At 65.0% G+C, this 13094-nt stretch carries 6 protein-coding genes and 1 pseudogene; 4 read left to right on the top strand and 3 right to left on the bottom strand.

The features are described 5' to 3' along the window. Positions 1–81 precede the first annotated feature (81 nt). Complete coding sequence (pdxR, locus tag AC3WLT_RS24475) at positions 82–1626, top strand: MocR-like pyridoxine biosynthesis transcription factor PdxR (RefSeq protein ID WP_492594258.1); 1545 nt, start codon at positions 82–84, stop codon at positions 1624–1626. Between the two features lie 39 nt (positions 1627–1665). Here pdxR and AC3WLT_RS24470 read toward each other — a convergent pair whose 3' ends face one another. Both AC3WLT_RS24470 and AC3WLT_RS24465 read right to left on the bottom strand, forming a co-directional pair. Then, positions 1666–5520: a DUF748 domain-containing protein gene (locus AC3WLT_RS24470; RefSeq protein ID WP_492594257.1), complete on the bottom strand. Its 3855-nt coding sequence runs from the start codon at positions 5518–5520 to the stop codon at positions 1666–1668. Between the two features lie 199 nt (positions 5521–5719). After that, the gene (locus tag AC3WLT_RS24465; RefSeq protein WP_492594256.1) at positions 5720–7141 is read right to left on the bottom strand and encodes a DUF1254 domain-containing protein; all 1422 of its coding nucleotides are present in this window, start codon (positions 7139–7141) and stop codon (positions 5720–5722) included. A gap of 231 nt (positions 7142–7372) precedes the next feature. On the opposite strand from AC3WLT_RS24465, the pseudogene AC3WLT_RS24460 reads away from it, so the two are divergent. The 3 genes and pseudogenes from AC3WLT_RS24460 to AC3WLT_RS24450 all read left to right on the top strand — a co-directional run. Then, positions 7373–7483, top strand: a pseudogene (locus AC3WLT_RS24460) (FMN-binding negative transcriptional regulator); the annotation flags it as partial. 193 nt (positions 7484–7676) lie between these two features. Continuing rightward, entirely contained in the window at positions 7677–10142 is a 2466-nt protein-coding gene (locus AC3WLT_RS24455) for a heavy metal translocating P-type ATPase (RefSeq protein ID WP_492594255.1), read from the top strand. A gap of 194 nt (positions 10143–10336) precedes the next feature. Then, positions 10337–12310 (top strand): methyl-accepting chemotaxis protein, encoded by a 1974-nt coding sequence (locus tag AC3WLT_RS24450; protein ID WP_492594254.1) that lies wholly within the window; start codon positions 10337–10339, stop codon positions 12308–12310. 56 nt (positions 12311–12366) lie between these two features. Here AC3WLT_RS24450 and AC3WLT_RS24445 read toward each other — a convergent pair whose 3' ends face one another. After that, positions 12367–13020: a glutathione S-transferase family protein gene (locus tag AC3WLT_RS24445; RefSeq protein WP_492594253.1), complete on the bottom strand. Its 654-nt coding sequence runs from the start codon at positions 13018–13020 to the stop codon at positions 12367–12369. Between the last annotated feature and the right edge of the window lie 74 nt (positions 13021–13094).

The following is a 13094-nucleotide window of genomic DNA, read 5'->3' as shown; positions in this document are numbered from 1 at the left end:
GATTGCAACAATTGCGTGGCTCACTATAGTCCCTTACGGTTCTACAATATGGAACCATTTCATTATTCCGGATAGAACCACTTGGACACCGTGATCTTGTCGGATTGGCTGGCCGCACGGCTCGACCGCACGGCCGCCGAACCGGTCTACAGGCAGACATTGCGACTGACCCAGCAGGCCATCCTGACTGGCCAGTTGCCGCCCGGCACCAAGCTGCCCAGTTCGCGCACGCTCGCGGGAGACCTCGGGATTGCGCGCAATACGGTGCTGCACGTCTACGACCAGTTGACCGCCGAAGGCTATGTGATCTCGACCACCGGTAGCGGCACGTATGTCGCCGACACGCGGCCGGACAGCGCGGCCGTGAACGCGCGCAAGAAGCCGGTGGCGAGCGTCGATACGGAAGGCAATCCGGCCGCCCCGGCGGCGAAACCGCCGAAACGCGATCTCGGCGACCTCTCCAGCCGTGGACGAAGGCTGATCGATCAGGCCGGCGTATCGGCCAAACAATGGGGCGCGTTCATGCCGGGCGTACCCGACGTCGCCGAATTTCCGGCGCGCATATGGAGCCGCTTGCAGGCAAGGTTGTGGAAGGAAGCCAATCCCGATCTGCTGACCTATGCGCCCGGCGGCGGCTATCGGCCGCTGCGGCGCGCGTTGTCCGATTACCTGCGTGTTGCGCGCTCGGTGAACTGCACGCCGGACCAGATCATCATCACGACGGGTATCCATCAGTCGATCGATCTCGCGGTGCGTTTGCTGACCGACGTCGGCGATCGCGCGTGGGTCGAAGAGCCGTGCTATTGGGGCGCGCGCAGCGTGCTGCAATCGTCGGGGATTACGCTGGTGCCGGTGCCGGTCGACGACGAAGGGCTCAACCCGCGCGAGCAGGATTTGCAGCAACCGCCGCGCCTCGCGCTCGTCACGCCGTCGCACCAGTATCCGCTCGGCATGGTGATGAGTCTTGCGCGCCGCCGCACGCTGCTCGAATACGCGCGCCAGCACAACGTGTGGATCATCGAGGACGACTACGACAGCGAGTTCCGTTACGGCAGCCGTCCGCTTGCATCGCTGCAAGGACTCGACGACGCCGGCCAGGTGATCTACGTCGGCAGTCTGGGCAAGATGCTGTTTCCGGGTTTGCGGATCGGCTACATGATCGCGCCGGAGCATCTGGTGGATACGTTTCGCACGGGCGTTGCCGAGCTGTATCGCGAGGGGCAGTTGATGCAGCAGGCGGTGATGACCGATTTCATCATGGACGGCCACCTCACGTCGCACGTGCGGCGTATGCGGGCGTTGTACGGCGAGCGCCGGCAGATTCTGATCGACGCGATCACCGCGCGTTTCGGCGACGAATTGCCGGTGATGGGCGACGAGGCCGGCTTGCATCTGGTGCTCGGTCTGCCCGATCACGCGAACGATCGCGCGGTAACGGCAGCCGCTTTCGATGCCGGCGTGATCGTGCGGCCGCTCGCCAGTTACTACAGCAGCGAGACGCCCGCGCGGCGAGGGCTGTTGCTGGGTTACGCGTGCGTACCGAATGACAGGATCGGTCCGGCGTTCGACACGCTCGCACGCGTGATCGAACAGACGGCGCTGAAAGCGCCGACGCGCGCCGCCTAACTGCCCGCCCCTGGTTGCAGGGCGGGCGTCCACAGCGCATCACTTCAAGCCAAAGTCCACGCGCGTCGTCGCGCCCTTGTCCTTGATGCCTTCAGCGTTCAGTTTCGGCGCGACGACAAACACGCGGCTGCTGTCGATCTTGCCTTCGAAATACTGCTGCACGCTTTGCGCCCGCTGCTGCGCGAGGTCGCGCAAGCTGGCGTCGTCGATCGGCGCGTTGGCGGCCAGCGCGCTCTTCATTTCGTCGTCCGGCAGGCTCTTTGTCAGGCCGACAAAATTGCGCGGCTTCTTGAAGTCGGCCGCCTTGTAGGCCCTGGTCAGATACTTGTCGTACTCCTTGGAATCGACGGTGACGGTCGACAGATCCACGCTTTCGCCATTGCCCACCACGTCCTTGATCTTCTGCTGCTTGACCAGCCGCTCGACATAGCGGTCGCGCAACGCCGGTTCGTCGACAGCCGGATCGACGCGGCCGATCAGGTCGATACGAATCGAGCTCTTGTCAGCCAGCGCCTTCACGATCGTATCGAGCTTTTTATCACCGGCGTCCGAGAGTTTCGCCGAACCCGGCTCGAACTCGACGTAGCCCAATTCCTCGCCGCTGCCGCCGAACGCATTGGCGATCAGCGAGAACGGCGCGGTCACGGCCTTCTGCAACAGATTCAGCACCGCGTGCCAGATCAATCCGCCGATGCTGAACTCCGGATTCGACAGCGAGCCCGACACCGGCAGATTCACGTTGATTTCGCCGCGCGAGTTTTTCAGCAGCGAGATCGCGAGACGCACCGGCAGCTTGGTCGCCGTATCGTTCTCGACGTGATCGCCGAACGTGAGCTGATCGATGAACAGGTGGTTGTCCGCGTTCAACTGATCGTTGTCGAGCTTGTAGTGCAGATCGACGTTCAGCTTGCCCTTGGTGATCGGATACCCCGCGTATTTCGCCGAATACGGCGTGAGGTTGGTCAGCTCGATATCGTGCGCGCTGGCAGTCAGATCGAGCGACGGTTTGGCGATCAGCGGATTGACCGTGCCGCGAATCGACAGCGGACCGTTGGCGGCCAGTTTTGCGGCGATGTCGACGGGCGCCGGCGTGGTCGATTGGGTGCCGAACGCGCCGACCGTGCCTTGAATGCCGACCAGGTTCGCCGTGTAGTTCGGCTTGATGAAGTTGTCGGTGTAGGTCACGCGGCCCTGTTGCAGCACCAGTTGGCCGAAATGCAGCTTGACGGGGCTTTGCGGCGGCGTCGCGGCGGTCACGGTGGCCGCTGGGGTGACGATTGCCGCCGCCGACGCCGGCGCCGGCGTGGACGCCGATGCAGCTTGCGGCGTCAACGGCACCGGTTCGGCGCCGCTCTTGTCGCGCGTCAGCGACTGAGCCGCGCCGCTTTCGTGCGCGACCACGTCCTTCAGATTGAGCTTGCCTTGCGCGTCGAGCAGCACGCGCCCATAGAACTTCGTGAACGTGACGCGGCCCGCGTCGACTACCGTGCCGCCGCGCTCGTCGTAATCGGCCTTCAGGTTGGTCAGCGCGAGCGAACCCCATCCGGCGAACGGGTCCGACGTGGCTTTGTCGAGCATCCGCACGTCGACCAGCGCCACATCGCCGCGGTACGCCGCTTTCAACTCCTTCGCCTGAGTCAGCGCAAGGTCGCCGTTCGCGTTGAGCAACGCGCTCGCGATCAACGCATTCAGCTTGCTGCCGAAGTACGGCTCGAAGGCCGCCGCGTCGAGCCGGTTCGCGTTCACCTTCAACGCGAGTTTGAGCGGCGTCGCCGTGACATTGCCGGTTACGCCGAGCGTGCCTTTCTTGTTCAGCGTCGCTTGCAGATCGATCGGCAGCGGGCGGCTTAGGTCATCGCTGATCTGCTGCACTTTGAGTTGCAACGGCGTGACGTTCAACTTGACCGGGTGCGGCGTGGTGTTGTCGGTGAAATTGGCGGTCGCGTCCTTGAGGTTGAGTTCGGCGATCTTGTAGCGCCATGCGGGCCCTTGCTCCTGCGTCTTCTTCACCGCGTGAATCGCCGTGCGTTGCTGCTCGGCCTGATGCGGGCCGGCGAGCGCGGCGAGGTCGATGCTGCCGTCTTTCAGACGCTGCGCATTGACGACCAGGCCGGTCGTGTCGACGCCGGCGATATCGGCGGTGCGGCCAGCCACGTCGACCTGCTTGACCGTCACACGGCCTTGCGCGAGCGAGACGGCCGGCTCCTTGCTGCCGCGCGCCGCGAGTTTCAGCGATTGCAGATCCAGTTGCGTGTCGGTGACCATCACGGCCGCCGGCGACTTCGACCAGTTCGCGCCGACGTTCGCCGTCGCGGAAAGCGCGCCGTCGACAATCTGCGCCGCGGTCGCGGTGTCGAGATACGGTTGCAGCAGCGGCAACGGCAGCGACTTCAGGTCGAGCTTCGCGCTGGCGGTCTTCGTGACGAGGCCGAATGCGCCCGCCGCGCCGAGCGAGCCGGCGGCGTCTTTGAAGCCGGTGTTCACCGTGTAATGCGCGGGCGCGTTGGCGAGCGTCGAAAAGTCCGTCAACGTGACGGCCAGTTTTTGCAGGCCGAGGTCGACCGGTCGCGAGGCCGCTTCGTCGTGAACATTCACCGTGCCGTCATTGAGAGCAAAGCGCTTGATCGACAGGTCCAAAGGCGGTGCGGCTTTTTCCGTGGCGGCGGCGCCGGAGGCCGCAACCGGCGCGCTGGCCGGATTCTTCGCCGTGGCGCGCGCAGATGTGGGCGTAGATGCAGATGTGGGCGTAGATGCAGATGCGGATGCGGATGCGGGCGCGGATACGGGTGCCGATGCAGCCGCAGGTGCGGAAGCCGCAGCAGCCGGCTCAGCTGCGAACATCCGCTCGACACTCAGCACGCCCGCTTTATCGCGCGCAAGATTGGCGGTCGGCGCGTCGATGCGGATATCGTCGAAGTGATACGCGCTCTTTAACGGCTCGAGCGTCGCGGCGGCCACATGCAGCGCACGCGCCGCGAAAAACGGCGCCTTGCTCTGATCGCGCACGTCCACATCGTTCATATCGACGGTGCCCGCCACGCGCAGCGACGGCGTGTCGTTGGAGAGCACGAAGTTGAGCTTGAGATCGGTGGACAGCTTGCCGCTCTGCACGATCACCGGCAGTTTGGTCGGCACGTAGGACATGAGGCGCGGCACGTCGAGCCCGTCAAAGCGCAGCGACACTTCCGATTCACGCGACGCCGCAAACGGCTTGGTCTTGCCGTCGATGGCGAGCGGACTGCCGTCGATCCGCGCACGCAACAACGGCTCGACGAAGATATTGGTTTTCGAGGGCAGCGTCGCGATGAACGGAATGCCGAGCTTCCATTGATCGATCACGTGGGTGGCGCCGAGCAATTTATCGTCGAACGTGATCTGGCCGTTTTCGAGGCGAATATTCGACACGGAGAAGAGCGTCGGCTTGCTGGAAGGCTGGGACGGCTGCTTCGCGAACTTCTCGATCAGATCGGTGAAATTGAAGCGCTGCGCATCGTAGCGAACAATGTGAAAGCGCGGCGAATCGAGCTGTATTTCGTCGATGATCGGCGCCGCGCGAAACAGCGAACTCCATGAAGGCTGCACGATGAGCCGCGAAATATCGACGAAATCGCCCGCGCCGCCGCGCTCGCCGATATGCACGCGATCGGCTTCGAGCTTGAGCGTGTACGGATTGAGCGCGATGCGCCCGATCGTGGCAGGCCGGTCGAGTTGCTTGCTGAGCTGCTGCTCGGCGATGTGGCGAATCAGCGGCGGAGCCGCGAAAAAGCCGAGTAGACCGAATACTACGAGGAAGATCAGCAGACCGGTGATGACACGCCGGGTACGGCGTGACTGCGCGGCCTCGCGCACGGTCCGCATGGAAGATGCCAGTGTTGCTTTATTGAGGCTTGCCATGCTCGGTCTTGGATAGTGCGGCGGCAAGCCCGCCGCGAAAACGAAAATCCCGCAAGCGGCAGTATAAGTCGCGCACCTTGCATGGGACAGAAATGTAAGTCGTGACTTACACATTGATTCGCGGTACAGCATCGCGTGTCCGTTGCGCCAGGCAACGGACACGCACTTACCTATACGTCACTCATGGAACGTTGTCATGTCACTGACGCACGACAGCCGGCGGTTGCCAGCTGCCGTCGGTGGCTTGCGGCTTCGGTGCATACAGACGCAGCATCAGTTGCAGATCGGCGCGCGGCGCCGGCAGCCAGTTGCCGCTCTTGCCGCGCGCCGACGACACCGTCACGTCGAGTGAGCCGTCGCGATTGCGGCGCGCGCCATTGCGGTCGCCGACCGCCAGACGCGCCGGCGCGCTTTCGCCGAGCGCGCCATCCCTGGTATAGGCGGTGATCGACCAGAAGCCGCGCGTCGGCGGCAACTGGTTCGGTCCGAAATGGATCACGTAGCGGTTCGCGCCGTTGAGCGCATGACCGTCGCTGTCCTGCGTGACGACCGCGCGCACTTCGTCGTCCTTCGTGCCGATGCCCGGTTGTGCAAAGGCAGCGTAAGCGCGCATCGCGTAGTCGGGACCGTAGTTGCCCACGCCGTCGCCGAACCAGCTCCAGCCATTGCCGGCCAGCAGATTGGACGGTGGCGTGACGATGCGCTCGTGACCGTCGGCGAGACCCGCGGCAATCGCCTCGGCCGCGTCCGGCAGCTTTACCGGGTCGCCGGGCGTGATGCCAAGGTCAGAGAGGATTTTCAGCGCGTGCGGATCGGCCGGAGTCGGCGGATTGTCCTGCAACGCCTGCGCAAGCCGGCTGAAGAAGCCGTTCGCGTCGAGTGCGGCGATCTGCGCGGCCGGCGTGCCGGATGCGGCCGCCGCAGCGGCATCGGCGGCATTGCTGCGCGGCGGCGTAATCGACGCGGAGCGCGTGTCGCCTGCATACACGCTCACGGGCGCCACGCGAATCGCGCGTTGCAGCTTGCGCACCGCCGTCAGGTCGCGCGTGCCGTTCGACTGGATGCGCACGCTGACCCATGCGTTGCGGGTCGGCACGTCGACGCGCGCGACGCCCTTGGGCAGCTCGCCCTGCCAGCCGGGACCGACGAACGCAATCGTTTGCGCCTTGATGCCCGCTGCACGCGTGGCGAACTGGGTGCTGGTCGACCAGATCACGTTGGTCCACATGTCGAGCACGCGGGCGTCGACGTAGCGGCCATGCGAATCGGGCAATGAGACGATCACCGGTTCGGCGCCGACGTCCAGCCAGCCAGTCGAATCGAGCGTGTCGAGGCTGGGCTGCGGCGGATTGGCGGTGCCGACCGGCGGCAAGGCCTGCGCATGACGCAGCGTATTGATCGGCGCCTGGCCCGGATCGGTGCCGACCGCCGCGTCACGCGCGACGCCCATCAGCACGAGCGGATAGCCGAACACGTACGAATCGGCGACTTCGTCCTTGATCCAGCCGGCCGTCTTTTGCGTGGCGGACGGTGTCGACGCGCAACCGGCCAGAAATGCGAGGCCCGCGAGCGATGCGCAGGTCCAGTGAAGCGAAAACAGTTCTCGGCGAGTTTTTATCATTCGTTCAGGTGTCGGAACGTACGGTCCAGGGAATTCCTCGGTGTGCGGCGAAGCCTGCCTGCGCGGCTTCCTCAAGCCCAGCGCGGGCAGTCTGGGGGCATCATGCCAGCAACATCGGGTTGTATCGTATCCTTACTCACGAGGCAAGCGCAAAGGCAACAATTGAGCTTCGTAATAAGCGCGCAGGATTCACTCGCGGTACGGTTGATGGCGCTCGTGATCTTCCAGGGACCGGCCGCCTATATTTCGCCAAACTGGTATCCGAGCAAGCACGAAGCGCATCGTCAGGTGCCGACGTACAACTATATGGTGGTGCACGCGCACGGCAGGCAGTCAGCCAGGCGATGCTGGACGCGCCGCCGGCGTTCTGAGCGGGCCGCTTCCGGACGCCGCTTCTGGAGGTTTCCGGACGCCGCTTTCACGCGCTTTCGGCAACATTCCCGAGCGATATCAAAACGTCCTTTACCTTTCCATCATGGGAAGGTCGATACTGGGCTCTTGATGCGGCCCGATGCCGCCACGAGCCTTGCCTGCCATGACCGAACTTGCCACTCCCCAGCGTCCCGCGGACGCGCCCGCCAAAACCGCCGAACTCGACATCGGCGGCATGACCTGCGCGTCCTGCGCGATGCGGGTGGAGAAAGCGCTGGCGAAGGTGCCGGGCGTCGCGGGCGTGTCGGTGAATCTGGCGACCGAAACGGCAACCGTCAATTTCGCCGATGCGGCCTTGAGCCCGCCGGATGCGCTGATCGAAGCCGTCAGGAAAGCAGGCTACCAGGCAACGTTGCTTGCGCCGCCAGACGCACCGCCGGCCGACGGCGGCGCCGCAACAGCCGACGCCAAGCGCGACAAGACACGTCGCGAGCTTTATGCCGTACTCGCCTCCGCCGTGCTGACGCTGCCGCTCGTCCTGCCGATGGCCGGCGAGTGGTTCGGGCTGCACGCGATGCTTTCGCCGTGGCTGCAACTCGGCCTCGCGTCGATCGTGCAATTCGTCTTCGGCGCGCGCTTCTATCGGGCGGCGTATCGCGCCGTGCGGGCCGGCGCCGGGAATATGGATCTGCTGGTGGCGCTCGGCACCTCGGCGGCGTATGGGATCAGCGTCTATCAACTGGCGAGCCATCCGGGCGACGTGATGCATCTGTATTTCGAAGCGTCGGCGGTGGTGATCACGCTGGTGCGCTTCGGCAAGTGGCTCGAAGCGCGCGCCAAGCGTCAAACCACCGACGCGATCCGCGCGCTCAACGCACTGCGTCCCGACCGCGCACGGATTCGCATCGGTACGGACGAACGCGAGGTGCCGCTCGCGCAAGTGCGGGTCGGCACGGTGGTGATCGTGCGGCCGGGCGAACGGGTGCCAGTCGACGGGTCGGTGCTCGAAGGCCGCACCCATATCGACGAATCGCTGATCACCGGCGAAAGCCTGCCGGTGCCGAAGCAGGTAGCCGATCTCGTCACCGCCGGTTCGATCAACGGCGAAAGCGCGATTGCAGTGACAACCACCGCGATCGGCGCCGAAACGACGCTGGCGCGGATCATCCGCCTCGTGGAAAGCGCGCAGGCTGAGAAGGCGCCGATTCAGCGGCTGGTCGACCGGGTCAGCGAGATCTTCGTGCCGGCAATTCTGGTGATCGCCGTGCTGACGCTCGCGGGCTGGCTGATCGCCGGCGCAAGCGGCGAAACCGCGATTCTGAACGCGGTCGCCGTGCTGGTGATCGCCTGCCCGTGCGCGCTCGGACTGGCGACGCCGGCGGCGATCATGGCCGGCACGGGCGTCGCTGCGCGGCATGGCGTGCTGATCAAAGACGCCGAAGCGCTGGAAACGGCGCACCGGGTGAATGTCGTCGCGTTCGATAAAACCGGCACGCTGACGGTCGGACAACCCTCCGTGACGGCGTTCGAGCCGATCGGCGCCATTAGCCGCGGCGAAGCACTGGCGCTCGCCGCGGAGGTGCAGCGGCATAGCGATCATCCGTTGGCTCGGGCAGTGGTGAAGGCTTACGAAGAAACGCAGGCAGGCGCTTCGCCGGCGGAGAGCGTAGTTGGGGCGGCGTCAGCGCATGGCGGCGTCGCGGCGGGCGGCGATAACCCGCTTGGCGTTCCCGGGTTCGCTGCGACAACCGCATCCCCAGTGGAGTCAATGGCCGCGGCGACGACCGCATCCCCTATGGAGTCAACGGCTGCGGCGACGACCGCATCTCCGGTGGAGTCAATGGCTGCGGCGGCGCCTGCAACAGCCGCCCGCGCCGTGCCGGGCCGGGGCGTGGAAGCCGACATTCAAGGCCATACCCTGGCGCTCGGCAGCACGCGCTGGCTCAACGAACTGGGCATCGCGTTACCGCCACAACTCATCGAGCGCGCGCGCGAACTCGAAGCCGCCGGCAACACCGTCTCCTGGCTGATGCTGCGCGAGCCGCGAGCGCCCATTGCGCTCGCGTTGATCGCCTTCGGCGACACCGTCAAACCGACCGCGCGCGCCGCCATCGAACGGCTCGCGCAGATGGGCGTCAAAAGCGTGCTCGTCACCGGCGACAACCCGGGCAGCGCGGCGAGCGTCGCGAAGGCGCTCGGCATCGACGAATTCCACGCGGAAGTGCTGCCGGAGGACAAGGCCCGCGTGATCCACGACCTGAAATTCCGCAGCGCCGGTATTGTCGCGATGGCGGGCGACGGCATCAACGACGCCCCCGCGCTCGCCGCCGCCGACATCGGCATTGCGATGGCGACCGGCACCGACGTCGCGATGCATGCGGCCGGCATCACGCTGATGCGCGGCGATCCGGCGCTGGTGGCCGACGCCATCGACATCTCGCGCAAGACCTGGCGCAAGATCCAGCAGAACCTGTTCTGGGCGTTCGTCTATAACCTGATCGGCATCCCGCTCGCCGCCTTCGGCCTGCTGAATCCGATGCTGGCCGGCGCGGCCATGGCATTTTCGAGCGTCAGCGTGGTCACCAATGCGCTGCTGCTGCGCACCTGGCGCGGCGCGCCGGGCCGCTGAGCGCCGACGCGTGGGTCGTGTAGGTCGCGTGGGTCGCGTTGCGGGTCGCGTTGTGGATCGCCTTACGGTCCATTACGCGATGCTTTCAATGAACTAAAGAAAACCGGCCCCGCGGCCGTAAACAGGACATCGATGCCGACCATGCCTGAGCGTGGCCTGCGCATCACCCTTCCTCCTTTACTCCGCAATCGCCGATGGAACATCTCTCGTTGCGCCACGCCAGCGTGGGCGCCAGGCTGGCCATGCTTTCCTGCGCGCTCGTGGCGTTGATTTTCGCCGCCTTCACGTGGGGGCTCACCCGCAGCGCGGGCACGCAGATCAGCGATCAGGTGCTCGAACGCATCGCCGATAAAGACCGCTCGATCGCCGCGATGATCACGCTGTTCGACAAAGCGTTATCGGCGGACGTCGATCGTTCGATGTCGTTGTTCGCGAGCTTCCTGCCCACCGGCTATACGCTCGACGAAACCCAGAAGGTCGACATCAACGGTCTTGCCACGCCAACCTTCAAGGCCGGCGACAAAGTCCTGAACATGGACTTCTCGATCCCCGACCAGTTTCTCGAACGCAGCGGCTCGGTCGCCACCGTGTTCGCACGCAGCGGCGACGACTTCGTACGCGTGACGACGTCGCTGAAGAAACAGGACGGCTCGCGCGCGATCGGCACACTGCTCGACCGCAAGGGGCCGGCGTACGCGCTGATCCTCGCGAACAAATCCTATACCGGGCTTGCCACGCTCTTCGGCAAACGTTTGATCACGCAATACCGGCCGATTACCGACGCGAGCGGTCGCGTAATCGGCGCGCTGTTTGTCGGCGTGAACGTGGACAGCGAGATTCAATCGGTCGAAGACGGCATCCGCAAACTGAAGATCGGCGACAGCGGCTACTACTTCGTCGTCAACGCCTCAAATGGCCCGGAGCGCGGCAAGCTGATCGTGCATCCGGCCGCCGTCGGCCAGAGCGCCGACAACGCGAACGCGCCATATCAGCAGATGCTCGAGATGCAACAAGGTCAGCTCCAATACAGTTCGGCGGATGCGACGCTCGGCGAACACAACGCGCGCGACAAATACGTGTCGTTCATCACCGTGCCGGAGTGGCACTGGCTGGTGGGCGGCGTCGCGCCGCGCGACGAGGTGATGGCCGACGTCACCGCGACCCGTAACGAATTTCTGCTGATCGGTTTCGTGCTGGTCGGGGTCTTCGCGGCGGTGTTCCTGATCGCGGTGCGCCGCCTCGTCAGCCGCCCGCTCAATGAAGCCGCCAAAGCATCCGAGCGCTTCGCCGCGGGCGACCTGAGCGTGCGCGTGGCGCAGGGAGCGCATGCCCGCACCGACGAAATCGGCCGCCTGATGCAGTCGATCGACGGCATCGGCGAAGGCCTCGCGCGCATCGTCTCGCAAGTGCGCAACGCGTCGTCCGATATGTCCTACGGCACCGAAAAGATCGCGACCGGCAGCGGCGACATCGCCGCGCGCATTGCCACGCAAGCGAGCAGCCTCGAAGAAACCGCGGCCAGCATGGAGCAGATCACGTCGACCGTGCAACAGAACGCCGACCACGCGGCGCAGGCCAACTCGCTCGTCACGAATGCCGCCGACGCCGCGCTGGAAGGCGGCCGCGCTGTCGAACGGGTGGTCTCGACGATGGGCGAAATCAGCCGCTCGTCGCAGAAGATCGCCGAAATCACCAGCGTGATCGAAGGCATCGCATTCCAGACCAACATCCTCGCGCTGAATGCGGCCGTCGAAGCGGCGCGCGCAGGCGAACACGGCAAGGGCTTCGCGGTGGTGGCCTCGGAAGTGCGTGCGCTGGCGCAACGCAGCGCGGCTTCGGTGAAAGAAATCGAGGGCTTGATCGCCGAATCGACGGCGACCGTCAAAAGCGGTTTCCGGATCGCCGAAGAAGCCAGCTCGACGATGCAGGGCATCGTCCATCAGGTCGGCCAGGTGCGCGCGATCATGGCCGAGATCAGCGTGGCGTCGCGCGAGCAATCGGGCGGCATCGAACAGGTCAACCTCGCCGTTACCCAGATCGGCGAGGCGACCCAGCAGAATGCGACGATCGTCGGCGAGGCCGAACTCGCGGCGGCCGAATTGCGCGATCAGGCAGCGCGTCTCGCGCAGGTGGTCAGCGTGTTCAAGCTGGACGCCGGGCGCGATTAAGCGGCCGGCGCGGGTTGTCCCTTCGTCTGATCGCGGCGCGCAGCGACGCGCCGTAATCAGAACTCGACGTCCAGTTCGTCGATCTCTTCCACCTCCTGCTGGGCATCGCCAATCCATTGCTGCATCTCGGGCAGCGCCATGATGCGCTGTCCGTATTCGACGATCTCCGGATCGAGCTTCACGTCGTAGGTGACGAAACGCGTCACCACCGGCGCGTACATCGCATCGGCCGCGGTACGCTCGCCGAACAGAAACGGGCCGCCGTACTGCTTCAGGCAGTCGCTCCAGATCGTCACGATACGGTCGATATCCGATTGCGCACGCGCCCAAACCTTGAAGCCGGGAAAATGCGCCTTGAGGTTCATCGGCAACGCCGAGCGCAGCGAACTGAAACCCGAATGCATCTCGCCGCAAATCGAGCGGCAATGCGCTCGCGCGCGCAGGTCCTCGGGCAAGAGTGCCGCCTCCGGCTTCAGTTCGTTCAGGTATTCGGCAATCGCCAGCGTGTCCCAGATCTTGATGCCTTCGTGAAAGAGGCACGGCACCAGAATCGACGGCGACAGCAGCAGCAATTCGGCGCGCGCGGCGGGATCGTCGATCGGCATCACGATCTCTTCGAAAGGCAGGCAGCTGAACCTGGTCAGCAGCCAGCCGCGCAGCGACCACGACGAATAATTCTTGCTGCTGATGGTGAGCGTGGTATTCGTCATACGTTCCTCCTCCTGATGAGGCGTTCGCGCGACGCCTGACGATGTGCATGCACGCTGCCGTGCGTCGGCGCACC

Source organism: Paraburkholderia sp. FW306-2-2C-D06C (genome assembly GCF_058781505.1).
Note: the sequence above shows the minus strand (reverse complement) of the source record. Positions and strands in the feature narration are given on the sequence as shown.

Coding starts and splice junctions, on each gene's coding strand:
- AC3WLT_RS24455 (WP_492594255.1), top strand. CDS start 7,677: ATGACCGAACTTGCCACTCCCCAGCGTCCCGCGGACGCGCCCGCCAAA.
- AC3WLT_RS24465 (WP_492594256.1), bottom strand. CDS start 7,141: ATGATAAAAACTCGCCGAGAACTGTTTTCGCTTCACTGGACCTGCGCA.
- AC3WLT_RS24445 (WP_492594253.1), bottom strand. CDS start 13,020: ATGACGAATACCACGCTCACCATCAGCAGCAAGAATTATTCGTCGTGG.
- AC3WLT_RS24470 (WP_492594257.1), bottom strand. CDS start 5,520: ATGGCAAGCCTCAATAAAGCAACACTGGCATCTTCCATGCGGACCGTG.
- AC3WLT_RS24450 (WP_492594254.1), top strand. CDS start 10,337: ATGGAACATCTCTCGTTGCGCCACGCCAGCGTGGGCGCCAGGCTGGCC.